The 23829-nt window shown below is 70.5% G+C and carries 19 protein-coding genes; 13 read left to right on the plus strand and 6 right to left on the minus strand.

Annotation, left to right across the window (positions count from 1 at the left end; translation table 11 throughout):
* Positions 1-246: 246 nt before the first annotated feature.
* Positions 247-927, minus strand: coding sequence for an ArsR/SmtB family transcription factor (locus ACYVGT_RS10220; RefSeq protein WP_460856402.1), 681 nt, complete (start codon positions 925-927; stop codon positions 247-249).
* Positions 928-1019: 92 nt separating this feature from the next.
* Between ACYVGT_RS10220 and ACYVGT_RS10225 the strand changes: the two genes are divergently transcribed.
* The 5 genes from ACYVGT_RS10225 (at position 1020) to ACYVGT_RS10245 (ending at position 5155) form a co-directional block, all read left to right on the plus strand.
* Positions 1020-1478, plus strand: coding sequence for an OsmC family protein (locus ACYVGT_RS10225; RefSeq protein ID WP_460856405.1), 459 nt, complete (start codon positions 1020-1022; stop codon positions 1476-1478).
* Complete coding sequence (locus tag ACYVGT_RS10230; RefSeq protein WP_460856407.1) at positions 1475-1879, plus strand: ACT domain-containing protein; 405 nt, start codon at positions 1475-1477, stop codon at positions 1877-1879. The genes ACYVGT_RS10225 and ACYVGT_RS10230 overlap by 4 nt, the downstream gene beginning before the upstream one ends.
* Positions 1880-1989: 110 nt before the next feature.
* Positions 1990-3087 (plus strand): alpha/beta hydrolase, encoded by a 1098-nt coding sequence (locus ACYVGT_RS10235; protein WP_460856409.1) that lies wholly within the window; start codon positions 1990-1992, stop codon positions 3085-3087.
* 48 nt (positions 3088-3135) lie between these two features.
* Positions 3136-3543 (plus strand): hypothetical protein, encoded by a 408-nt coding sequence (locus tag ACYVGT_RS10240; RefSeq protein ID WP_460856411.1) that lies wholly within the window; start codon positions 3136-3138, stop codon positions 3541-3543.
* A 514-nt stretch (positions 3544-4057) separates the two neighbouring features.
* Positions 4058-5155 (plus strand): FUSC family protein, encoded by a 1098-nt coding sequence (locus ACYVGT_RS10245; protein WP_460856413.1) that lies wholly within the window; start codon positions 4058-4060, stop codon positions 5153-5155.
* 142 nt (positions 5156-5297) lie between these two features.
* Here ACYVGT_RS10245 and ACYVGT_RS10250 read toward each other — a convergent pair whose 3' ends face one another.
* Positions 5298-6341: a phospholipase D-like domain-containing protein gene (locus ACYVGT_RS10250; RefSeq protein ID WP_460856416.1), complete on the minus strand. Its 1044-nt coding sequence runs from the start codon at positions 6339-6341 to the stop codon at positions 5298-5300.
* An 881-nt stretch (positions 6342-7222) separates the two neighbouring features.
* Between ACYVGT_RS10250 and hutI the strand changes: the two genes are divergently transcribed.
* Positions 7223-8431, plus strand: coding sequence for an imidazolonepropionase (gene hutI / locus ACYVGT_RS10255; protein ID WP_460856418.1), 1209 nt, complete (start codon positions 7223-7225; stop codon positions 8429-8431).
* A gap of 1442 nt (positions 8432-9873) precedes the next feature.
* Here hutI and hflX read toward each other — a convergent pair.
* A complete protein-coding gene (hflX, locus tag ACYVGT_RS10260; RefSeq protein ID WP_460856420.1) occupies positions 9874-11274 on the minus strand; it encodes a GTPase HflX in 1401 nt (466 codons plus the stop codon).
* A 496-nt stretch (positions 11275-11770) separates the two neighbouring features.
* On the opposite strand from hflX, the gene aceB reads away from it, so the two are divergent.
* From aceB to ACYVGT_RS10290, 6 genes are all read left to right on the plus strand, one after another.
* Positions 11771-13375, plus strand: coding sequence for a malate synthase A (aceB, locus tag ACYVGT_RS10265; RefSeq protein WP_460856422.1), 1605 nt, complete (start codon positions 11771-11773; stop codon positions 13373-13375).
* A gap of 243 nt (positions 13376-13618) precedes the next feature.
* Positions 13619-15076 carry an FAD-linked oxidase C-terminal domain-containing protein gene (locus tag ACYVGT_RS10270; protein ID WP_460856525.1) on the plus strand — a complete coding sequence of 486 codons (1458 nt, stop codon included), beginning with the start codon at positions 13619-13621 and terminating at the stop codon, positions 15074-15076.
* A gap of 133 nt (positions 15077-15209) precedes the next feature.
* A complete protein-coding gene (locus ACYVGT_RS10275; RefSeq protein WP_460856425.1) occupies positions 15210-16556 on the plus strand; it encodes an FAD-binding oxidoreductase in 1347 nt (448 codons plus the stop codon).
* Between the two features lie 103 nt (positions 16557-16659).
* Entirely contained in the window at positions 16660-17970 is a 1311-nt protein-coding gene (locus ACYVGT_RS10280) for a (Fe-S)-binding protein (RefSeq protein ID WP_460856428.1), read from the plus strand.
* A gap of 1012 nt (positions 17971-18982) precedes the next feature.
* Positions 18983-20152 (plus strand): hypothetical protein, encoded by a 1170-nt coding sequence (locus ACYVGT_RS10285; RefSeq protein WP_460856430.1) that lies wholly within the window; start codon positions 18983-18985, stop codon positions 20150-20152.
* On the plus strand, positions 20130-20600 hold the full coding sequence (locus ACYVGT_RS10290) for a hypothetical protein (RefSeq protein ID WP_460856432.1): 471 nt from the start codon (positions 20130-20132) through the stop codon (positions 20598-20600). Before ACYVGT_RS10285 ends, ACYVGT_RS10290 begins: the two co-directional genes overlap by 23 nt.
* Before the next feature lie 115 nt (positions 20601-20715).
* On the opposite strand, the gene ACYVGT_RS10295 is transcribed toward ACYVGT_RS10290, so the two are convergent.
* On the minus strand, positions 20716-21267 hold the full coding sequence (locus ACYVGT_RS10295; protein WP_460856434.1) for a pyridoxamine 5'-phosphate oxidase family protein: 552 nt from the start codon (positions 21265-21267) through the stop codon (positions 20716-20718).
* Positions 21268-21480: 213 nt separating this feature from the next.
* On the opposite strand from ACYVGT_RS10295, the gene ACYVGT_RS10300 reads away from it, so the two are divergent.
* The gene (locus tag ACYVGT_RS10300) at positions 21481-22614 is read left to right on the plus strand and encodes an OmpA family protein (RefSeq protein ID WP_460856436.1); all 1134 of its coding nucleotides are present in this window, start codon (positions 21481-21483) and stop codon (positions 22612-22614) included.
* A gap of 119 nt (positions 22615-22733) precedes the next feature.
* Here ACYVGT_RS10300 and ACYVGT_RS10305 read toward each other — a convergent pair whose 3' ends face one another.
* Together ACYVGT_RS10305 and ACYVGT_RS10310 are read right to left on the minus strand one after the other, a co-directional pair.
* Entirely contained in the window at positions 22734-22958 is a 225-nt protein-coding gene (locus tag ACYVGT_RS10305) for a hypothetical protein (protein WP_460856438.1), read from the minus strand.
* A gap of 379 nt (positions 22959-23337) precedes the next feature.
* Complete coding sequence (locus tag ACYVGT_RS10310) at positions 23338-23829, minus strand: GNAT family N-acetyltransferase (protein WP_460856440.1); 492 nt, start codon at positions 23827-23829, stop codon at positions 23338-23340.

Below are 23829 nucleotides of genomic sequence, written 5' to 3' on the forward strand. Positions count from 1 at the left end.
ATGAGTCAGGGCGGGTTTTCCTCCTCGATTGAGGAGAACGCAGCGAGGGGCGTGCCAGGGCGACGCGCAGCAGGACAGGTGCCCACCACACACGCCCTACCCCACCGCCGGGCGGCGCCGGAAGCGCACCCCGCCCCGGGACACTGACACCGCCCCGCCCGGCCGCAGTTCCCCGCCCCCGGAACCCTCCCGGGGGCGGGCCGACCCGGTTCCGTTGGGCGCCGGTCAGCGTGCAGTGCGGACCGTTCACCGTCCCGGTCCCGCCTGTTCGGTCAGATCGACTCCCCAGGCTTCGCGCATGAAATCGCGACCGCTTTCGGTGACACTCAGCCCTCGCCCGGAGCGGTGCCGCACCACCCACCCGGCCTCCAGAAACCGCATGCCGACTGCCGCACCCAGGGCACCGGCCAGGTGCACCCGCCGTTCCGTCCAGTCCAAACACGCCCGGGTGGTGGCGCGGCGGGCCTGGACCGCGCCGTCGACATCCACGCCGGCCCCGCGCAGCCCGTCAGCGCCGGCGTCGGTAAGGGTCAGCGACTCCCGGTCGGCCAACCATCCCTGGCGGGTCCAGGCATCCGTCAACGCAATGCCGAGGCGCCCGGCAATGTGGTCGTAGCAAAGCCGTGCTCCGGCCAGGAACTGCATCTGGCGGCTTCGGCGGTATCCCGCGACGGGCGCCGCGTCGGCGAGGACACCGAGTGCTTCCAAAGCAGTGGCGACGTGCGGGCCGGCGATTGAGTAGTAACGGCATCGTCCGCGCGCCTCGCACGCCACCAGACCAGCATCGACGAGCACGGCTAAGTGCTCCGAGGCGGTCGAAGCGCCCACCCCGGCCGCTCGAGCCAGGTCACCTGCCGGCCGCCTGGTGCCGTCCATAAGCAGGTTCAGGAAGACCGATCGGGCAGGAGCGGCGAGTGCCTTGCCCACGCCCGTAAAGTCCCTGTCCCTGCTCACGGATACGACGATAGGTCCAGGACGCTTCGGCCGTCGCCGAACGGTCCTAGACCTACGGTTCGCTCATGAGTTCACACGACTACCAAACCCGGCTTCACTGGAACGGATCCACGGCCGGCGGTATCCGCGCCTACTCGCGCGACCACACCGCCGTCGCTCCCCCCATGACCGCACCGGTCAGCCTGAGCGCAGACCCGGCTTTCCGCGGCAGCCCCGACCGGCTCAATCCCGAACAGCTCGTGGTGATGGCCGCTTCGTCCTGCCAGATGCTGTCCTTCCTCGGAACCGCGGCCCGCGCCGGAGTCAACGTGCTCAGCTACGACGACGAGGCCACCAGCCGCCTCGACCTGAGCGCGCAGCCTGCCCGCCTGGCCACGATCCATCTCCACGTGACCGTGGAGGTTGCCGACGGGACCGGCGAGTCCACCGTGCGCGAACTAGCCGCGCAGGCGCACCGCAGTTGCTACGTCGCCAACAGCCTGGCCACCCCGGTCGAGGTCACCACCAGTGTGGTGACCTCGTGAGCGCCCGCCTGCAAGACCTGGAGGTCCACCTTCCGGACCGGCCCGGCGCACTGGCCGACCTCGGCCAAGCACTCGGCAATGCAGGGGTGAGCCTGGAAGGCGGTGGCGTATTCACTCACGACGGCCACGCCGTGGCGCACTACCTCGTCGATGACGGCACCGCCGCCCTGGCCGCTGTCACCGCCGCTGGGCTCGGCCGCGCCGTCATCCGCGACGTCGTCATGGCCCGCCTGGACCAGGAGACCCCCGGACAGCTCGGCGCGCTCACCCGCAGTCTCGGCGACGCCGGAGTCAACATCCTCGTGCAGTACAGCGACCACGCCGGCAACCTCATCCTGCTCGCGGCGGAGGAGCAAACCGCGGCATGCCGCGACATCGCCAAACGATGGCGACAGGGCTGACGGAGGGGGTAGGAGACGCGCCCTAACCTCCGCTCTCGGGGCCCGGGGTGAGCCCCCGCTGCGCACTTTTGTGTCATCATCTGTGCCATCCCCAGCAGCCGAGGACGCCGATGCCGTCGACCCTCGACCCTCCGCACGCGAATTCCCGATGGTGGGCGTCGCTCTCTGCGGACGAGCAAGAGGCGTGGATCAGCGGGCAGCCCGAACGGGTTGGCCGATCCCCCGGGCTGCCCGCCGCGGTGTGCGACCGCGCCAACCGGGATCTCCTCGCCCGCTCCGCCAACAGCGGGGATGCCGATGCCGAATGGCTCCTCGGCGTGCTCCGCAAGGCCGACGCCAACCCGGACACCCGGCTCCTGCTGCTGGAGTTCCACGAACCGACCGCACCGGGCCGGTCCGATGCGCGCGTCGCCCTCGCCGTTGGCGACCCGGACAAAACCGCCAACATCGCCGTGCACGTCCCGGGCACGTACAACTCGCTCAGGCGCCACGACTACATGGACTACGGAATCGACGGCATCCGGCGGCTGCGCCAACGGTCGGAAAGCCACACGGGCGAAGGGAGCGTCTCCGCCATCTACTGGCTCGGCTACGCAGCGCCCCAGCACCTGATCCCCCACGCCTTCGCCGAGCGGCGGGCCGCCGAAGGCGCGCCCGACCTCACCGCCTTCCTGCGCGGACTGCGCGACGCGCGGCCCCGAGCGGAACGCCCACGCATCACCGCCATCGGCCACAGCTACGGCACGGTCGTGATCGGGCACGCGGCAGCGAGCGGCCCGCGCTTCCCCGCCGATGCGGTCCTCTTCACCGGGAGCCCGGGCGTCGGCCGGGGGATCACCCACGTGAGCCAGCTGCACCTTGACTCCAGGAGCGTCTTCGCCGCGGCCTCGGGCATGGACATCGTCACCTACGCCCCGAGCGGACTCCACAGCGCGGACCCGTCCGGTGAGCACTTCGAAGCGGTCCGAATCGACGCCGGACACGGCGGACACGCCAGCTACGCCGATCCCGACGGAGTCACGTCCAAGGCCGCGGCCTATATCGTGTGCGGCTTGACCGACCGCGTCGCCCCGCACGGTGCACGCACGGCGCACAGGAACCTGAACGCACGGCCGCTGAGAGACGCCCGCGGGAAGGCGGACCGTGAGTCCTCCCCGCCAGCGCGGCAGGCGCGCTCCACCGGGAGGAAGCGACGACGGGGACACTGAGCCAGGACGCCCGCCCGCGGCCGTTGCCGCACGACCCAGAGGACCAGGATGCGCACGTCGACCAAGGCCGCCGCCGCCCGGGAGGCGGTCACGCGCGGGGAGCAGGCAGCCGCGGCGCTCTCCCCGCCGCCCGCACTGGTCATCGCAGACACGGCAGCCGCCCACCCTCGCTCGGCGCCGAAGGCGGCACCGTTCACCGCCTCCGCCTCGTTCCGCGGTGCCGTCAGCGACACCGCAGCGGCCCTGCAGCTGCTGCACGGCGCCTGGACGTCCCGAGGCTTCCGCAGTGTGTTGCAGCCCGGCCGCACGGGAGAGGTCGAGGCCCGCGATGCCGACGGGTTCACCTACACCGCCACCGTCACCGCCGATGAGAGCGGCATCGCCCTCTGGGTGGAGAGCCCGATGTTCCTCGACGCAGAACCGGACTCCGTGTTCCCGCCCATCCGGCCGACCTGAAGCCGTGCCCGTGCGACCGGCCGCCGGCGTCTGGTTCACCGTCACCCGCCAGCCCGACCAACCCACCGCCGGGCGACGCCGGAAGCACACCCCGCCCCGGGACACCGACACCGCCCCGCCCGGCCCTTCCATCCCCGCCCCCGGAATCAGAGAGATGGTCGTGCACGAGGAGTGCCTGCAGCACAGCATCGGAGCCCCGGGGGGGCGCTGCTCGTCGAGCCTGACCCGCCTAGCAGGGGTTTCTTTATGCGCTAGCAGGATCGGTACTTCGCCGCTCAGCCGCGACCTGCACCGCAAGAGGTTGGGGACGGCCCACGGGGGAACGCTCGCCAATCGGATGCTTGCCGAAAAGACCCAGGTTGAGAGGGTGAAAGTGGAGCAGGAGACAACGGGGCCGAGGCGCACCGAAGCCGCATCACAGAAGCGAACCGCGCGTATGCGGCAATGGTTCCGTCGGGCAGCGGGCTCCGACGGACATGAGCGCCATACGCTCCTGCTCATCGGAAAGAGCGGCTTGGCGGCCACCATCGCGTGGTCGATCGCGTACTACCTGATGAATGCGACGTCTCCAGCGTTCGCCCCCTTCACCGCAGTGCTGATGATGCAGGTCACCGTCTACCAGTCGGTGGCCCAGTCCTTGCGTTATGTCGCGGCCGTGAGCGCCGGCGTCGCAGTGCAAGGGGTCCTCGGATTCATCGCTGGACCCGACCTCATCACGTTCGCCCTGGTCGCCTTGGTCGCCCTGATCATCGGCCGGTGGCCGGCGCTGGGCTCGCAGGGTTCCCAGGTCGTCACCGCCGCATTCTTCGCCTTCTCGCTCTACGTTGCGTCGACGAGCATGGTCGACAGGTTCACCCAGCTCGGCCAGATCATCCTTCTGGTGCTCATCGGGTGCGCAGTCGGGACCCTCGTCAACCTCCTGGTCTTCCCACCAATGCGGTACCGGAGCGCCGAGCACGGGGTCCGGACTCTGGCGCATTCGCTGTGCGACCTGCTGGGCGACATGTATCCGGCGCTCCATGAGGCCGACCTCGACAGCGAGCGGACGGAACACTGGCGCAGCCGTGCCACCCGGATGGAATCGGCCGTCACTCAGGCCCGCAGCGCTATGCGCACCGCCGAAGAAAGTGTCTACTACAACCCACGCCGCCTCTTCCGACGCAACCGCAGCGGTCCGGGATTCTCCGGCTATGGCGCCCTGATCGATGCCCTTGAGCGCGCCTGGTACCAGGTGGCATCGGCGACCCGCAGCTTCGACACCTGGAATGAAGACAACCCGAGCACTCGGCGCCGCGATTTCCTTCACCAGTACGGAGACTTCCTCGCCTCCCTCGGAGAGATCACCCGGCTCCTCAGCGAGATCGATGAGAACCGGCTCGAGAAGCAGGCCAAGGATCTCTGCTCGGCGGCCGAGACGGCCAAGAGCGCGCACCAAGACCTTTGCGCGCACGCGGAGGAGAACTCGCTCCCGCTGGCCGACCACTCGCGTCCGTACGGCATCCTCATGGCGGAGGCGAACCGCCTGATGGACGACTTCCAGTACACCTGCGACGTCCTGCAGCAGGGCGTGAACGACGACGCGGCGAGACGGCGCAGCGGTTCGGCTTCTTAGCGTTTCCGGCCCACAGGGCCCGTCTCACCGTTGGGTGGGCCTCCTCCACCGATGCCCCCGCGCCTGGCGCCTGCCGCTCACCGGTTTCCCTCGTCCTCCCGGGCCGGGCACGCGCTGAAGCGGGCTGCTCATCGCGCGCTTTTCAGAGGAAACGGCGGATGGGACGCACAGCGGCCTCCCCCAGACGCTGCGACAGGGGCCTGCGCTTCCACTGCCCGGGGGTGATGAGGTTGCCGCCCCGCCAGTCCTCGGTGTAGTGCTCGTCCAGTGTCGCGGTGAGCTCCTCGTCCACGACGGCGAGCATGACCTCTTCGTCGTGTTCGAGCGAGCGGCGGTTGAAGTTGGTGGAACCGACCAGGGAGACGATGCCGTCGAGGGTCAAGACCTTTGCGTGCAGCATCGTCGGCTGATACTCGGCGATCCTGACCCCGGCGTCCAGGAGCACTTCGTAGGAGCGGCGGCCGCCCAACTGCGAGACGCGCTTGTCCGTGTGCGGGCCGGGGATCAGGATCTCGATCGTGACGCCCCGTCGGGCCGCGTCGCACATCAGCTGGACGAAGAAGTCGTCCGGGGTGAAGTAGGCGGTCGACACGCGCACCCGCTCCTGAGCCGACTCGAGGAGTACGCGCAGCAGGGTCTGCATGTCCTGCCAGCCGAAGCTGGCCGAACCGCGGACGACCTGGACCAGGGACCGTCCCGTCCTGCCCTGTTCGATGAACCGGTCGTTGTCGTCGAAGAGTTCCTTGTGGCACTCCGACCAGTTCTGTGCGAACGCGGCCGTGATGCCGTCGACCGCGGGCCCCTGGATCTGGATGTGGGTGTCGCGCCATTCACCCGGGTGGCGCGCGTCACCGCACCATTCCTCGGCGATGCCCACCCCTCCCGTGAAGGCGGTGCGCTCGTCGATCACGAGCGCCTTGCGGTGGCACCGGTGGTTCTGCTTGAGGGGGGAGACCCACATCGGCTTGCGGAACCACACCACGTGCACGCCCGCCGAGTGCATCGCGTCAAGGAGGTCCTGCTCGATCGAACTGCTACCGAACCCGTCGAGCAGCAGCCGCACGCGTACGCCCGTCCGGGCGCGTTCGGCCAGCGCGGTCGCAAACTCGCGGGCGATTTCGCCGCGCCAATAGATGAACGTCATCATGTCGATGGTGTGCTCGGCAGCTCGGATCGCTTCGAGCATCGCGGGGAAGATCTCATCGCCGTTGCGCAGCACTCGCAGCTCGTTGCCTTCCGTGGCGGCGATGCCGAGCAGCCGCTCCAGGCGCCTTCGTATCTGCTGCTTGCGCTCACCGACCTCCGCCTGCACAGGGCCCGAGCTGTCATCGGGGGGATTTGGGGGCTGGTCTACAACACTCATGCGTGGACCATACGGTCTTAAAAGACTTATCGAGATAAAGCATCATCACAGGGCAGGTGTGACCCCTGGATCCACATCGAAGACGGCCGGTGCTCGGGACCTGCCACTCCGGCGCAGCCCCGCCCGGCAGCCGATGCGCCTGCGCGGCAAAAGGCTGGGCCAGGAGAACCGGCGTCTGCGCGCACAGGTCGCGGAACCGGATAAGCAACCCGTGTTCCTGACCGTCCCGCCGCCCCTGGGACCGTTGGCACACGATCGGCCAGCCACCGGCCGACGCCGTCCGCGGCCGCAACCGCGCGGCCGGGTGCGCTTGGAACGAGGCCGCGCACGCTCTGTCCGGAGCCCCGCAGCGCGCCGCCGAACCGCCGGGCGGGCGAAGAGCGAGCGGTTCGGCGCCGCCGCGTCTATGGTGGAGACGCTCCTCCCGCATGGAATTCGGCACAAAGCAGACAGAAAGTGGATCGCCGTCGGCAAGCGACGTCATCGCAGCCGGGCGGATCCCTTCGTCCACAGCCGTGCGCACGGAGGTGTACACGCACTGTGCCGATGAACTATTTTTTGACGACGATCGGTGCGCGCGCCCGACACCCCCTGCCGCGGCGCCCCCGACCGACCAGCCGAGAACGAGGTCGCTTATGCACGCCCGGCATGCAGCCCCGCCCCCCGCCGCTCGCGCCGTGCGCTGAGCCCGGCCGGGGAACGCGATGACCGTTCGACTGCTCACCAACATCGGCCGCCTGTGGACCGGGTCCGACCTCATCGGCAACGCCGCCATGCTGCTCAACGGCGACCGCGTTGCCTGGGCCGGCCCGGCCGTGGAGCTGCCGCAGAGCCTGCCCGGCGTCCTTGACGACATCGTCGACGTCGACGAAGTGGAGAACCTCGGCGGCGGCCTGGTCACCCCTGGCCTGATCGACGCGCACACCCACCCGGTCTACGCGGGCAACCGCTACGCCGAGGTCGCCATGCGCGCCGGCGGCGCCACCAAGGCCGAGATCAGCAGCGCGGGCGGCGGCGTCGGCTCCACCGTCACCGTCACCCGCGGAACGGACCCGTGGACGCTCTGCAACGCGGTCCGCGAGCGCCTGCGCCACTGGATGCTGTCCGGCTGCACCACGGTCGAGGCCAAGACCGGCTACCACCTGACGCGCGACGGCGAGCTGGCCGACGTGCGCCTCCTCCGCCAGCTGGAGGAGGAGCCGGGCATGCCGCGGCTGCACGTCACCTTCTTCGCCGCGCACGCCGTGCCGCCGGAGTACTTCGCCCGCCCGCAGGACTACGTCGAGGCCGTCGCCAGCTGGCTGTCCGACGCCGCGCAGGCCGGCGCCGAAGCGGTCGACGTCTACTGCGACAACCACCAGTTCACCCCGGAAGACGCCTACCGCCTGCTGGCGGCCGGCCGCTCCAGCGGCCTGCGCACCCACCTGCACGCGTGCGCGCGGCCCCGGCACGGCGCCGTGCGCATGGCCGCCGACCTGCACTGCGACTCGGTGGACCTGCTGCACGACACCGACGAGGACGACGTGCTGGCCCTCGCCAAGAGCGCCACTCCGGTCGTCGTCTGCCCCACGACTTCGCTGCTGGAGCAGCGCCGGCCGCCGATCCGCGCCCTGCTCGACCACGGCGTTCCGGTGGCGCTGGGCACCGACCACAACCCCGGACAGTCCGGCACCACGTCGCTGCCGCTCGCCATCTCGATGGCCGTGTCCATGTTCGGCCTCAGCGTCCTGGAGGCCCTGCGCGCCGCCACCGTCGGCGGCGCCCTCGCCCTCGGCACCGCCGACCGCGGAGTGCTCGCGCCAGGCCGCTACGCCGACATCGTCCAGTGGGACGCCGACCACGAAGGCGCCTTCGCCTGGTCCTACGGCCTCCGCCCCCTCCGTATCTGGCGCGGCGGCGAAACCGTCCTCTAGCCCCAGCCCATCCCGGCAGGCCGAACGGGCGCAGGCAGGGCGGCTCCACCGGCGGGTCTCCGCCATGCCCCATCTCCATAACCGGTGCGCGCGACCGGAGTCTCTGCTGTTCGCGAGGCTGGGACGGGCGAGAGGGGAGCGGCAGAGACCGCAGGCTCCCACTCCTCGGTAGCCGACTTTCCGGCGTTCAGTGCGTCGGACAAGCGGAAAAGCGGCGGCAACGGCGAGGCTGGAAGGGCCTTGGCTGGCCGACCGACGGGCTAGTCGCGCGGCGGGGGCGGGGGACAAATGCCAGGAAAACGGACGCCGCAACGGGGGCCCTGCACACCCCGCCCAAGCAAGTACGGTTCTCCCCCTACGGACCCTGCACGGCGAGCCCGATTCCGCGCCCTGCGGACCTGCGCAGAACGCGTGGTCACGCAGCGTGGCGGTGGCCGATTCCCGCGCACCCACCTTTTCCGCGGCCTGGTCGGCGAAAAGGCGCGAGTCGCGGCATCGGATTGACCGCTTTGGGCGGTTTGAGACGGGAGGGGTTTCATTGCCCCGCAAAATGGAACGCGCCGCGCTCCTGCGCGCGGGCCCCCAAACCGGACACCCGGACCCCAGTCGTGATCGACGCCCGGTTTCGCACTATATGTCGCCACACAGAGTGAAGATTCCGCGGGAGATGGGCCGCGGGACGGTCACGCCTCCCGGGTTTTCCGCGCATCCGCCCTCGACAAGGTGGGAGTCGTGGCGCCAATGGGGTGTTACCAAGGGTTCGCGAACCACCCGTGCTGACCCGGCCCGCCAGCCGCCGACCCTGCAACCCCTACAGCCCCACTACTCACACCAGTCACACCCGCACCGCGCGCCCTCCGCGACCAGCCCGCGCCCGGCCGCCCCCGCGCGGGAGCCAGACAACCTCCCCCGCCGCTCCTGCCACACCCGCCCCGCGACCAGACGCCACCGGGCCACCCACCCGAGGCCCGGCCAGCCTCGTCGTCGCTGCCGTCTTTGGCTTGTCAGACGCGCTGAACACCGGCTGGCCGGCCGCCAAGAAGCGGGAGCCTTCAGCCCGAGCCGACCAGAACCGCGACCACCAGCACCACTGGCCGCACACCGACCCAGCAGCGGTGGAACAGAGCGGAAACACTGCCGGCGAAGCCGCCCTCGTCTGTATGTCGCGAGCCCTACCCGCGCGACCAGCATCAACCCCTGGCCCCACGGCACCCCCGAAGCGACCGGCCAGAGCGGCAAGACATCCGGCGAGGCCGCCCTCACCTTCATGCCTTCCAAGCCCGCCCCCGAGGCACCGGCCGGTACCGAGCAGAAAGCACCACCGGCAAGCCCCCTCGTCGCGCGGCCTTCATCACAACCCGGCTCCGCGACAAAAGAAGGGCCGACCGCGCCTTCTCGGCGCGGACGGCCCTCGGGGGCTGCGGGGCTATGGCGCCGGCCGCCTAGGCGGCATAGGCGTAGGCCCGAAGCTTGCCGGCGAGCTGCTCCGGCACCCAGGCGTGCAGGTCGGTACCGTCGGCGGTGTGCTCCTGGGCGAGGATGCGGCCCTCTTCGTGCACGCGCGAGACCAGGTCGCCGCGGTCGTAGGGGACCACGGCGCGGACCTCGTGGTGCAGCTCCGGCAGCGCCCCGGCGAGTGCCGCGACGAGGTCGCCGATGCCCTCCCCGGTCAGCGCGGACACCTCGACGGCGTTCGGCTCGCGGGTGCGCAGCTGCTTCAGCGTGACGTCCTCGGCCGTGTCGGTCTTGTTCAGCACGACCAGTTCCGGCACGTCCTGGGCGCCGATGTCGGCGAACACCTCGCGCACCGCAGTCAGCTGGCGGTCCGGGTCGGCGTCGGAGGCATCCACGACGTGCACGATGAGGTCGGCGTCGGCCACCTCCTCCAGCGTGGAGCGGAACGCCTCGACCAGCTGGTGCGGCAGGTGCCGCACGAACCCGACCGTGTCGCCCAGCGTGAACGCGCGGCCGTCGGGTGTGCGCGCCTGGCGGACCGTGGGGTCCAGGGTGGCGAACAGGGCGTCCTCCACCAGCACGCCGGCGCCGGTCAGCCGGTTGAGCAGGCTGGACTTGCCGGCGTTGGTGTAGCCGGCGATGGCGACGGCGGGCACCTCGCGGGCACGGCGCCGGTCGCGCTGGACTCCGCGCACGGTCGACAAGCGGCCGAGCTGGCGGCGCAGCTTCGCGATACGCGTGTTGATCCGCCGCCGGTCGGTCTCGATCTTGGTCTCACCGGGCCCGCGCAGGCCCACGCCGCCGTTGCCGCCGGCGCGGCCGCCGGCCTGCCGGGACAGCGAGTCGCCCCAGCCGCGCAGCCGCGGCTTCAGGTAGCTGAGCTGGGCGAGCTCCACCTGCGCCTTGCCCTCGCGCGAGCGCGCGTGCTGGGCGAAGATGTCCAGGATCAGCGCGGTCCGGTCGATCACCTTGACCCGGACGGTGTCCTCCAGCTGGCGCAGCTGGCCGGGGGCGAGCTCGCCGTCGGCGATGACGGTGTCCGCGCCCGACGCCGCGACGATCCCGGCCAGCTGCTCGGCCTTGCCGCGGCCGATGTAGGTGGCGGGGTCGGGCTTGGCGCGGCGCTGAGTGAGCCCTTCGAGGACCGCGGCGCCCGCGGTCTCGGCGAGGTGGGCGAGCTCGGTGAGCGAAGTGTCGGCGTCGGCCTGCGTCCCGGTGGTCCACACGCCGATGAGCACCACCCGCTCCAGGCGCAGTGCCCGGTACTCCACCTCGGTGACGTCGTCGAGCTCGGTCGAGAGCCCGGCGACGCGGCGGAGCGCATTGCGCTCTTCGAGTTCGAGTTCACCCTGGTCAAGATCGTGCATGCGGTCGTACGTCGTAGTCATAGCCCTCCAGCCGGAGCAACGCCCCGCGGCGAGGCGTTGTTCCCAGGGATGGTCGCACGAGCAGGCCGGCACGTCACCGGCATTACGGCGCGGCGCCGCCGCCGGTCTCGCCGCAGCGCTGCACCCCCGCTCCGCCCACTGGGCATGAGCTGGACGGACGCACGCCCCCTCCATCCCGCTGTCCGCATGCGGCGCTCTTCCCCCGGTTGCGCCGTGCGCCGCCGCGCCGCTCGGCGAACCGCTATCAAATCGGCGCAACCGCCGAACGCGCAGAGACGGACGCACGTCAGGGAGGCGTCGACCACGGTCGGACCAGCACAACGTGCCTATGACCGAACACTCCGGCACGTTTCACCAAGAAGAAGAGTGATCTTTTCCATGTTCAGAATGTTTCCCAGCTCACGCGCCGTGCACATCATTGACCACGATAGGACGTCAGAGTAACGTCTTTTTCCACATCCCAGAACAGATTTTCGCTTTGTGGAAGGTTTCAGACATGGGCGCCACCACCGGGGTCGAAATCACCGGCCCCCTCCTCGACCGGTTCGACCAGATCCTGACCGATGACGCGCTCGCGCTCGTCGCCGACCTCCACCGCCGCTACGAGCCGCGCCGCCAGGAGCTGCTCGCCGCCCGCGCCGAACGGCAGCAGCGCATCAACGGCGGGGCCAACCTGGACTTCCTGCCCGAGACGCGGAACATCCGCGAGGACACCAGCTGGACGGTCTCCCCGCCCGCGCCCGGCCTCGCCGACCGCCGCGTCGAGATCACCGGCCCGACCGACCGGAAGATGACCATCAACGCGCTCAACTCCGGCGCGAAGGTCTGGCTGGCCGACTTCGAGGACGCCAACACCCCGCTGTGGGAGAACATGATCGGGGGCCAGCTCAACCTGCGCGACGCCCTCGACCGCACCATCGACTTCAGCACCCCCGAGGGCAAGTCCTACGCGCTCGGTGCCGAAGAGGACCTCGCCACGATCGTCGCCCGCCCCCGCGGCTGGCACCTGGACGAGAAGCACATCCTGGTCGACGGCGAGCGCGTGGCCGGCGGCATCGTCGACTTCGCCCTCTACTTCTTCCACTGCGCCCAGCGCCAGATCGACAAGGGCAAGGGCCCCTACTTCTACCTGCCGAAGATGGAGAGCCACCTCGAAGCGCGGCTCTGGAACGACATCTTCACCACCTCCCAGCAGTCCCTCGGCATCCCGCACGGCACCATCCGCGCCACGGTCCTCATCGAGACGATCCCGGCCGCGTTCGAGATGGAGGAGATCCTCTACGAGCTGCGCGACCACTCCGCCGGGCTCAACGCCGGCCGCTGGGACTACCTGTTCAGCATCATCAAGGTGCACCGCACCCGGGGCAGCGAATTCGTGCTTCCGGAGCGCAACGCCGTCACCATGACCGCGCCGTTCATGCGCGCCTACACCGAGCTGCTCGTCTCCACCTGCCACCGGCGCGGCGCGTTCGCCATCGGCGGCATGGCGGCGTTCATCCCGAGCCGCCGCGACGCCGAGGTCAACAAGACGGCGCTGGCCAAGGTCCGGGACGACAAGTCGCGCGAGTCCGGCGACGGCTTCGACGGCTCCTGGGTCGCCCACCCCGACCTGGTCCCGGTCGCCCGCGAGGTGTTCGACGGCGTCCTGGGCGAGCGCCCCAACCAGATCGAGCGGCAGCGCGACGACGTGTCCGTTGCATCCCGCGACCTGCTCGACGTCGCCTCGGCCGAGGGCGGCGTCACCGAGGCCGGGCTGCGCGGCAACATCAACGTCGCCCTGCAGTACCTGGCCGCCTGGATGGGCGGCAACGGCGCGGTGGCCATCCACAACCTCATGGAGGACGCCGCCACCGCGGAGATCTCGCGCTCGCAGATCTGGCAGTGGCTGCACAACGGCGTGGTCCTCGACGACGGCCCGAAGGTCACCGGCGAGCTGGTGGAGCGGCTCATCGCCGAGGAGCTGAAGACGATCCGGGCCTCCTTCGGCGACGCCTTCGACGAGGACCTCTTCACCCAGGCCGAGGAGCTGTTCAAGGAGGTCGCGCTGGCCGACGAGTACGTCGACTTCCTTACCCTTCCGGCCTACGAGCGGATGCCGTAGCGTCAGGGCCAACCGCCGGGCCGTGGGATGCGTCACGCATCCCGCGGCCCGGCCCCGCCCGCGGCCGGCAGGCGGCACCGGCCCGACCGGGGACGCTGCACCGGCCGCGGGTCCGCGACGGAACCGACCGACGGAAGGGCGACCCCCGTGCCCAGCTCCACGTCCGACCGCACGGCAGGCAGCAGCACCAGCACCTCCCCGGGCAGCTCCGTGCTCGACGCGGACCGCCCGGGCGTCCGCGACCTGGCGCCCCTGGTTCCCCGGCTGACCGCGATCTGCGGCACCGACGGCGTCCTCACCGACGCCTCGCGCCGCCGCACCTACGCTTCCGACGGCCTCACCTACCACGCCGAGGTGCCGGGCGTCGTGGTCCTTCCCACCACCACCGAGCAGGTGGCGGCGGTCGTGCGGCTGTGCGCCGCCGAAGGGGTGCCGTTCGTGCCGCGCGGCGCCGGCACCGGGCTCTCGGCCGGCGCGCTGCCGCGGGCCGACGGGGTGCTCATCGTGACGTCGCGGATGCGCCGCATCGTCGAGGTGGACATCGACAACGAGTGCGCGGTCGTCGAGCCGGGCGTCGCCAACCTCGACGTCACCCGCGCCGCCGCCCCGCACGGCTACTACTACGCGCCCGACCCGTCCAGCCAGCAGGTGTGCTCGGTCGGCGGCAACATCGCGGAGAACTCCGGCGGCGCGCACTGCCTCAAGTACGGGTTCACCGTGAACCACGTGCTCGGGCTGGAGCTGGTGACGCCGCGCGGCGAAGTGGTGCGGCTCGGCGGCAAGGCCCCCGAGGCACCGGGCTATGACCTGATCGGCGCCGTCATCGGCTCCGAGGGCACGCTCGGCATCGCCACCGAGATCACCGTGCGGCTGCTGCGCACCCCGGAGAAGGTGACGACGCTGCTCGCCGCATTCGCAACGATGGACGCCGGCGGCGAGGCCGTGTCGGCGATCATCGGCGCGGGCGTGCTGCCGTCGGCCATCGAGATGATGGACGCGCTGTCGATCGAGGCCGCCGAAGCCGCGGTGGCCTGCGGCTACCCCGACGGGGCGGGCGCGGTGCTCGTGGTGGAGCTGGACGGGCCCGCCGCCGACGTCGACGCCGACACCGAGGAGGTCCGGCGGCTCTGCACCGCCGCCGGCGCGTTCGAGATCCGCGCCGCCAGCGACGCCGCCGAGCGTGGGCGCATCTGGAAGGGGCGCAAGTCGGCGTTCGCCGCCGTCGGGCGGATCAGCCCCGCCTACATCGTGCAGGACGGCGTGGTGCCGCGCACCGCGCTCGGCGAGGTGCTGGGCGACATCGCGCGGCTGTCCGCGGAGTCCGGAATCCGGGTGGCCAACGTCTTCCACGCCGGCGACGGCAACCTGCACCCGCTGGTGCTGTTCGACGACCGCGAGCCGGGCGCCGGCGAGCGGGCGGCGGAAGTCTCCGGCGCCATCCTGGACCTGTGTATCCGGCACGGCGGGTCGATCACCGGCGAGCACGGCGTGGGCGTAGACAAGGCGTGCTCGATGCCGCGCATGTTCGCCCCGGCCGACCTGGAGACCATGGACCTGTTCCGCGGCGCGATCGACCCCGGCGGCATCGCCAACCCGGAGAAGCTCCTGCCGACGCCGCGGCTGTGCGGCGAGCGGCCGGGGGTGGTCCGCGGGGCCGAACCGCACCCCCTGGTCGCCGAGGGGCGCGCCGAGCTCTTCTGACGCCTGCCGCCGCGCTGGCGCACCCCCTTCAACACCCGCCGCGGTACTGAGCCGGGCTCCGCAGCCGGGTCAGGCGCCGTGACCAGCCGCAGCCGACAACAGCCCCCTCCCGCCGCACCAGGAAGGTCCACCCATGGCACACCGCGGAGAAGCCGACGGCGCAGACGGCTCCGCCTCCGGCGGCCGCGCGCCCGATGCCGACGCCGCCGCGGGCTCCGGCATGGCCGCTCCGACCGCCGATACCGCGGCGTTCGAGGCAGCCGCGGGGAAGGCATCCGTCGCACTCCGGCCGGGCACCGCAGAGGACGCAGTGGGCGGCACCGTTCCGCGGACCGTGGCAGCGCCAGCCGACGCCGAGCAGGTCGCGGACACCGTGGTTGCGGCTGCGGGCGCCGGATGCGCACTGGCCGTGCGCGGCGCGGGCACCAAGCTCGACTGGGGTGCGCCCCCGGAGCGCTGCGACGTCCTCGTCGACACGTCGGCGCTGGACGCGATCGACCACGCCGCCGGCGACCTGATCGCCACCGCCGGTGCCGGCACTCCGCTGGCCCGGCTGCAGGAGGTGCTGTCCGCGGCGGGGCAGCGGCTGCCGCTGGACGAAGTCGTGCCCGGCACCACGGTGGGCGGCGCCGTCGCCACCGCGCTGGCCGGTCCGGGGCGGGTGCTGCACGGGCGCATCCGCGACCTGATCATCGGCATGGAGGTGGTGCGCGCCGACGGCGTCCGCACGTCCTCCGGCGGTCGGGTGGTGAAGAACGTCGCAGGCTACGATCTCGCCAAGCTGCATACCGGTGCACTCGGCACGCTCGGCGTCACCACGTCGGTGACGTTCCGGCTGCGCCCGCTTCCGGGCGCGGTCCGGGTGGTCGAGGCGGCCGCGGCCGACCCCGCCGAGGCGCGCGACAAGGCGGCCGCGGTGCTCCGCTCGACCGCGGTGCCCGCCGGCGTGGAGGTGGACGCCGAGCCGGGCGGCCCGCTCCGCGTCCGGGTGCTCCTCGAAGGCTCCGCCGCGGGCATCGGCGCCCGCACCGCGGCGGTGGAAAAGCTCATCGGCGCTGCACAGACGCTCGACGCCCTGCCCGGCGGCTGGGGCCGGCTACCCGGCGCCGCCCAGGACACGCTGCTCAAGGCCGCGTTTCCGCCGGCGGCGCTGCCCGCCGTCCTGGCGCTGCTGCGCGAGGGCACGGGGGCGGAGGAGGGCGCCGCCGCAGTGTCCGGTTCGGCCGGCTCGGGGGTGCTGTGGTCGGTGATTCCCGCCGGTACCGATCCGGGCGAGGCGGTCACCCGCGTCGCGCGGCTCCGCGCCGCCCTGGCCGGGCATGCCGCGTCGCTCACCGTGCCGCGCGCTGCCCCGGACGTGCACGCTGCCGGCCTCGATCCCTGGGGCGAGGTCCCGGGCCTGCCGCTCATGGAGTCGGTCAAGGACGCTTTCGACCCGCACCGCCGCCTGGCGCCCGGCCGCTACGCCGGCGGGATCTGACCACCGCACCGGCCCGCCCGGTCCCCTGCTCTGCCCAGCCCGCCCAGCCAACACCGACGTGCCCGGACCCGCGCCGCCGCGGGCGCACCACGAGGAGGACGCGATGACCGAGAGCGTGCACGAGGAGCGGGGATTCTCCGAGCTCCTCGGGGACTGCGTGCACTGCGGGTTCTGCCTGCCGACCTGCCCCACCTACGTGCTGTGGGGCGAGGAGATGGACTCGCCGCGCGGCCGGATCGACCTGATGGCGCAGACGGTGCACGACGACGTGCTCACCGAGGCGGCCGTCGGCCACTTCGACAACTGCCTGGGCTGCCTGGCCTGCGTCAGCGCATGCCCGTCCGGGGTGGCCTACGACGCCCTGATCGAGTCGACCCGCGTCCGGGTGGAGGAGGAGCACGAGCGTCCGCGCTCGGATAAGCTGCTGCGCTCGGCGATCTTCTCGCTGTTCCCCTACAAGCGGCGGCTGTCGCTGCTGCGCGGCCCGCTCCGCGCCTATCAGGCGTCCGGTCTGCCGCGCTGGATCCGCAAGTCGGGGCTGCTGGAGCGCGTCGCGCCGTCGCTGGCGACGATGGAGCGGATGGCGCCGCCGATCCGGTCGAAGGTGCCGGAGCTGCCCGAGCAGGTCGACGCCCGCGGGCCGCGACGGGCCCGGGTCGGCATGCTGACCGGCTGCGTGCAGGGCGCGTTCTTCCCGCAGGTGAACACGGCCACGGCGCGGGTGCTGGCCAGTGAGGGCTGCGACGTGGTGATCCCGAAGCAGCAGGGCTGCTGCGGCGCGCTGTCGTCGCATGCCGGACGTGCCGGGGAGGCAGCGGCGTTCGCCGAGGCGACGGTGCGCACGTTCGAGCGGGCCGGGGTCGACGCCATCGTGGTGAACTCGGCGGGCTGCGGCGGAACGATGAAGCACTACGGGCGGGTGCTGCGGGAGGCCGGCGCCGCAGCGACACTGGTGCAGCGGGCCGACGCGCTGGCCGAGAAGGTCGTCGACCTGTCGGAGTTCCTCGCCGACCTGGGCCCGCAGGCCGTGCGCCACCCGCTGCCGGTCAGGGCCGCCTACCACGACGCCTGCCACCTCTCGCACGGCCAGGGCATCACCGCCCAGCCGCGCGACCTGCTCCGCGCCATCCCCGAGCTCGACGTCGCCGACCTGCCCAACCCCGACATCTGCTGCGGCTCGGCCGGCGTCTACAACCTCCTCAACCCCGAACCCGCCGCCGAACTGGGCGACCGCAAGGCCGAGGACGTCACCACCACCGGCGCCGACCTCCTGATCGCCGGCAACCCCGGCTGCTCCCTCCAGATCGCCCAGTCCCTGGAGCGCTCCGGCCGCCCCATCGCCGTCGCCCACACCGCCCAGGTCCTCGACGCGTCACTGCGCGGGCTGCCGGGAGACGCTCTATTGGTGCGGTGACGAGGGGGCGCCTTGGCGACTGACGCTGGATGCTGCTCCTTATGCCTCTGCCTCCACGATCCACAGTGATCAGCGGGTAAACATCTCGATGTCGTCCATGGCGTCGTCAACCGAGCCGCCCACGGCTGAGTCGGCACGGAGTTCGGCGAGTCGCGGCACAACCGTAGAGTGGTCAACTGCTCCGTGGATCCGTGCCAGGTGCCCCAATCCCAACACCGCACGCCACCGAACTTCCCCAGCCTCGTGAAAGGTCAGGATTAAGAGCGTCTCCTGCGAACATTCAGGATCGGTGTCGTGCTGCGCCACCGCGTTCACCACTGAACTCAGCTCTTGTACGCCCCGTCCGCCAGAGCGCGCTCCAGCCCTTCCCTCCCGACGGAACGTGGCTCCTCATCACGCACTACTTGATTTTTCCTTTCCTGGATACCAATCCGATCGAACAATATAATTCTACCGCCAATTTCGGTTACGCCAAGGCCGTTGAAATCCACCGAACCAAATTCTCAATAGATTGAATTTCTGCCAAGCACGCCTTGGCGTCGTTGTACCCGATAATGTCGCCTACAACGCCAAGAAGCTCACCCCAAACTCTCCTAGAGGCCCAAATGCAGGCCCAAAAAACGACCTGCAGTGTGCTCACGCAGACGGCGCCCGATAGGCGAATCACCTCACTGCCGTGACTGCGAGACCGTCGGCTCTTCAGGCAGTTGACGCGAGGCTCATCGGAGCACCGCCCCTGGCCACTTCCGGACCTCAAGGGCGTCGGCGCTCCATCTTTGTCACCCGCGCGAGCCAGACCCTCGAGGCGCCGCTGATCAGCGTCTTCCGCGGGCGCGCACCGGATGTGACGCGCCACGCCGGCCCCAGGCCGTTGTCGCTCGGCGATCGCAGAACAACGGCGCTTGGGCCCCCGGACCCAAGACACCGGCACCAGGGGCCCATTACGATAGACCGCCCCCACTCCCGTCTCTCCTGTCCTCATAGTGGGGTGACCGAGATGCGAGGAAAGTGAATGCGGCGCCCAGTACGAATCGGTGAGCGCGGCGCGTCGACTGCCGAATACGCGGCTGTCGTCCTTCTGATTGCCGCGGTAATCGGCGCCATCATGGCTTTCGGGCTCCCCACCGATGTACGTAACCTCTACGCTGAGGGTCTTTGCAGAATCGACACCCAGAACCCTGAATGCGATGACCAGGGCGAGGGCGGGTCAGCCTCTCCATCGCCGGATGACGGATCCGGCGAGGAAGGCGGGGAAGGAGACCCGGGGGACGAAGAGGGGTCGGACGGCGAAAGCCCTGAGGACGTTTCTCCTGCAGATGCCGAGGGTGTGTTCGACCCCGAACTCGCCGCTGATTACGAGGCAGCCCAGGACGAGCTAGACGAAGCCGAAGCCGCACTGGCCGACGCCGGTTTCGATGAGGCGAAAGAAGCACTTCTCGAACTACTCGGCGACATCATCGGATATAACGACGCCAAAGCCTGCATCACTGAAGGCGACATCATGGCGTGCCTATGGACGGTGGTGGGGTTCACCCCGTGGGGCAAGGGCGCTAAACTCGTCAAGAATACTCCAGCCATCGTCAAGCTGTGGAACCGTTTCCGCCGCACAAAGAAGGCTCGCGAAACCGCCGAAAATGCGGCCACCACGGCGCGGGGGAAGGTCGACGATGCCGTCACTGCCTGCACCACTAAGCGCCCTCGCAACCGGGTCGCCCCTACGGCCACAGGTACCGATACAGCCGACTTCTCCATCAGGCCGTCGTTCACCGAGGGGTCTTCAGCCGGCAGAGGGCCGGAAGCTCTCGTTGTCTTCCTTCCTGCAGACGACAAGAACCCCGTCGGCGGGACCCCTTGTGACCGCGGAAACGACTTCGACCCGGACGACGAGTACTTCAAGCAGGATCTAGAAGAGGCATCTGCGCTCATGGCTGGCCACTCAGATAGAATGTCGGAACTCGGGTTCACAAGCAAGAAGGACTTCCAGGAGTACCTGGAAAGGACCATGGATCCCAGGAATTCTTCGACCAAGGACAGCAAGATCACCAAGCAGCCGTCCCTCAAGAACGGTCGAATAGCGTGGTACGATTCCGAGAAGGGTGTCATCATTATCCACAATCCAGACATGCCGACCAGAAGCACGGTCTACAAGGGGTCTTTCGATGAGTTCCTCAGACTCTCCTAGCGTCAGTCTCATCGAGACGCTCCGCTCCAACGAGGCCACTCTCGACGCGGCGGCCGCCGCGCTCGCGGTCGTCGACGATCCGCAATGCGAGGACGCCGAGGCTGGTGCGCTGGTGAACGCTATTGCGAAGTCTCCGGTCGCCGTGGATGCGGTGCCCCTGCTCGTACAGTCGCTGCGGAGAACAAGCAGCCCGGACCGGGCGATGGTGCTGATGCGGGCGCTGCGGCGGAACGGGGGTGCGGCGGTGGCCCTGCCGGAGCTGCTGGCCATCGCCGGCGGTGTCCCGTGGGACCCCGAGCGGTACGCATGGACGGTCGCTCTGGGCACCCTGTCGCACCTCGCTGCTCACCCCGAGGCGGTGGCCGCTGTCGAGGCAGCCGCCGCCCGCTCCGACCTCCCCGAGACTGACCACGCCTGGGCGCGCCGCTGTGCGGAACGCGTCCGCTGATTGCCGTGAGGTCCCTCACCCGGCAGGCGAGCTCCAGCAGCATAGACACCGGAGCGGCAAACGTACATCGGCACGCTGATTGCCACTCCGGTATCAACGAGTTCGTCAACGGCGCTCAGGAGCGTTGACTGCCATGATGGAGTCGGGTCACCTGACCCGGCCACGTGTAGCGGGTCTGGCTGGCGACAGGCAGCGCGACGAAAGCGAATCCGATCGTCGGCGCCATGCGGTAGAGCCGCGTGTCGCCTTCGGTGACGTCCTTGCCCATCCCGAACCACGTGCCCTCGGGACTGGTCAGATGCGCGCCGTACTTCCGCTCGAAGTCCGCGACGGCCTCTTCCCTGCGAGCGCGTTCGTCCACCAGGGATGCGGTCCCTTCGATGACGACGTCCACACCGGTCAAGGAGCCCGTACCGGTCGTCAGCACACAGCGGGGGTTCCGATCGAGGTTCCGCGCCTTCTGCTCCTGCTCTCCGGTGGCAAAGCACAGGCCGCCGAGGCTCCATGCCGCCAGCAGAGACGTGACGTGCGGCCTCCCGTCGGGCCGCACCGTGGAGATCCAGCACACCTCGGACTTGTCCAGGACCGCCAGGGCCGACGCCCACGGCGTCGGTTGTGCGTTCGGAGCCGAGAACGGGCCCAGCTCAACTTCAGGTCCACCGGTCAACGTGTCACATCCTCAGGTCGCCGGGCAGGGGCATTGACGCCAGCGCTGCGACAGCGCTGGCAGCCGGGTGGAGGCCCGGGGGGCTCCACCTGGGAACGACCTGGATGCTCCGCGAGACTCATCGGTCCGCCCCCGCCGGTCCGCGGGGAACCGGGCTCACGGGGGTGCCGTCTATAGAGCTGACGGCAGCCAATCCCCCGGGAGTGCACAGGTATGGCGTGGTATCGGGCTTCAGTACTGGCGATTGCGGTAATGCTGGCGGCGGCGGGGTGCTCGTCGGGCGAGGGCGGGCAGGGGGCCGGGCCTTCGGCGTCGCCCTCGGCCGACAGCAACGACCCGCTGCAGGCCGAGGACGCTTCGGAAGACGCGTGCACCGGCGAGAGCACCTTCATCGAGGCGGTCGAGATCGAGGGGTTCTCCACCGAGGCGGTCACGATCCCCGAGGTGAAGAACGAGGCCGGCGAGACCGTCCAGGAGGAGTCGGAGATCCCGGCCCGCGAGATCCCCGACCAGCGCATTCCGGCCCAGTGCGCCGAGGTCGAGCCCGCTCCGGCCGGCTGCCTGGGGCGCGCGTCCATCCCGCCGTCCGCGATCCCGCCGGTGACCATCCCCGAGGTGGAGATCCCGGCCCTGGAGGTTGACGGCGAGGAGGTCCTTCCCGGGGAAGCGGAGAAGGCGGTCACGCAAGAGGGCGACGAAGCCGAGGGGGACGTCGCCGACGAGATGTGCCAGATCAGCGAGGAAGAGGCCGGCGACGGCGGCCTGATCGGCAGCGTGCTCCGCCCGTCGATCTTCCGGGAGGGCCTCTTCCGGAACTCGGCGTTCCAGGGATCGCTCCGCCGCCCCGCCACCGAGCTGCCGGACGGCACCGAGATCCCGGCGGTCGAGGTCCCCTCGACGAAGGTCGACGCCGTCAGTGTCGACGCGGTGAGTATCGACAGCGATCTTCTTGAAAGCCGCATCGTCGACGACATGACCGTCTTGGAGGGCGACGGCGAGGTCACCTACAACCTGGATGCCGACGTGCTCTTCGACACCGACTCCGCCGAGATCCGCGGCGAGGCGGCCGACTCCCTGCAGGCCGCGGCCGATGAGATGGAGCAGCTGCCGTCCGACGCCCCGGTCCGCGTGGAGGGGCACACCGACTCCGACGGCGACGCCGAGCACAACCAGGACCTGTCCGAGCGCCGCGCCCAGGCCGTCGTCGACTGGCTCGTCGACGAAGGCGGCCTGGACGCCGACCGCTTCACCGCCACCGGCCACGGCGAATCCAAGCCCACCGCCTCCAACGACGACGAGGACGGCAAGGCCCAGAACCGCCGCGTCATGATCTCCGCCCAGACCTGATGCACCCGCCCGGTGCGCGGCCCGCCGCGCGCCGGGCACCGGGCACGTGGTCCGCCCGATCGCTCAGGCTGCCGGCAGCACCTGGCCGCGCCGCTGCGCCTCAGGGGCCGCTGATCCGCTCAGCCGCGGATGCCGTCCGGATGGAGGCAGGGCGAGGTCGCCCCGATGGAGAGATCTCCCTGAACGCTCTCCTTGATCGACATGCTGAATCCGTCGTCCTCGTGCACGGCGGAAACGAAGGTGTCCTCCGGCCGCTCGTCGGTGACGATCTCGAAGCCGGTCGCCTCCCACTCCGCCACCACTGCGTCGACGTGCGCCTCGGAGTCGCCGCTGAGCCCGTCCAACCAGAACCTCTGAGTGACAGTGACCAGCACATCCTCCCTACACGTTGTGCTGGCGGGAGGTCGGAACGGCCGCAGGTCCGGCTCCTCCGGAAGGCCGGCGATCGAACTGCGGACATGCATTTCCACCCGCTCCCGCGCCTCCTTCTCACTGAGAAGGCTGTCCGGCTCTATCTCGCCGCACGCCGCGGCCAGAAGCACCGCCCCCGCAGCCCACAAGGCCCTGCTCCGCCGCCCCGCCGACCTCTCCATCCCGGCCCCTCACCGCAGTTGGCCGCGCCCCGAAGGCCCGTGCCGCTTGTGGCGGACCTCTGGCGGCGCATGGCGGATCCGAGCCGCCGCCCCTGATTCTGCGGGCTCAGTCCCGTCGCCGCTAGGGGACCTATCCCGATCCGGTCAGCCGGAAGTAGCGGACGATCGGGAGCGGAGTGAACCCGGCAGCGGCGTAGGTCCGGCGCGCGGCGGCATGGCCGGGGTCGCCGCCGGTCTCGACCATGGCGACGGGGATGCCGGCGGCGGCGATGGTGTCCACCGCGTGCGACGTGAGCAGCCGCCCGATCCCGCGGCCCTGGTGGTCCGGGTCGACCGCCACCATGTGGACCTCGCCCAGCTCTGCCCCCGCCTCGGCCCGGACCGCCGAGAACGCCGCAACCGCCCCGTCCACCTCGGCGACGTGCACCCGCAGCGCAGGATCGTCCAACGCGGCCTCCACATCACCCCGCTGCGCCGCCATCGGATCGGGCGTCATCGCCCGCTGCAGCTCCTCCCCCAGCACCTCCCCCAGCGACTCATGCACCGGCGCCCACGCCCGCAGCGACAGAGCGATCACCGCCTCGCGGTCGGCCGCGGCATATTCCCGCACTTCGATCTTCAT

The sequence above is a fragment of the Nocardiopsis coralliicola genome (assembly GCF_054779695.1).

Coding starts and splice junctions, on each gene's coding strand:
- ACYVGT_RS10225 (WP_460856405.1), top strand. CDS start 1,020: ATGAGTTCACACGACTACCAAACCCGGCTTCACTGGAACGGATCCACG.
- ACYVGT_RS10235 (WP_460856409.1), top strand. CDS start 1,990: ATGCCGTCGACCCTCGACCCTCCGCACGCGAATTCCCGATGGTGGGCG.
- ACYVGT_RS10240 (WP_460856411.1), top strand. CDS start 3,136: ATGCGCACGTCGACCAAGGCCGCCGCCGCCCGGGAGGCGGTCACGCGC.
- ACYVGT_RS10250 (WP_460856416.1), bottom strand. CDS start 6,341: ATGCTCGAAGCGATCCGAGCTGCCGAGCACACCATCGACATGATGACG.
- hutI (WP_460856418.1), top strand. CDS start 7,223: ATGACCGTTCGACTGCTCACCAACATCGGCCGCCTGTGGACCGGGTCC.
- hflX (WP_460856420.1), bottom strand. CDS start 11,274: ATGACTACGACGTACGACCGCATGCACGATCTTGACCAGGGTGAACTC.
- aceB (WP_460856422.1), top strand. CDS start 11,771: ATGGGCGCCACCACCGGGGTCGAAATCACCGGCCCCCTCCTCGACCGG.
- ACYVGT_RS10275 (WP_460856425.1), top strand. CDS start 15,210: ATGGCACACCGCGGAGAAGCCGACGGCGCAGACGGCTCCGCCTCCGGC.
- ACYVGT_RS10280 (WP_460856428.1), top strand. CDS start 16,660: ATGACCGAGAGCGTGCACGAGGAGCGGGGATTCTCCGAGCTCCTCGGG.
- ACYVGT_RS10285 (WP_460856430.1), top strand. CDS start 18,983: ATGCGGCGCCCAGTACGAATCGGTGAGCGCGGCGCGTCGACTGCCGAA.
- ACYVGT_RS10290 (WP_460856432.1), top strand. CDS start 20,130: ATGAGTTCCTCAGACTCTCCTAGCGTCAGTCTCATCGAGACGCTCCGC.
- ACYVGT_RS10300 (WP_460856436.1), top strand. CDS start 21,481: ATGGCGTGGTATCGGGCTTCAGTACTGGCGATTGCGGTAATGCTGGCG.
- ACYVGT_RS10310 (WP_460856440.1), bottom strand. CDS start 23,829: ATGAAGATCGAAGTGCGGGAATATGCCGCGGCCGACCGCGAGGCGGTG.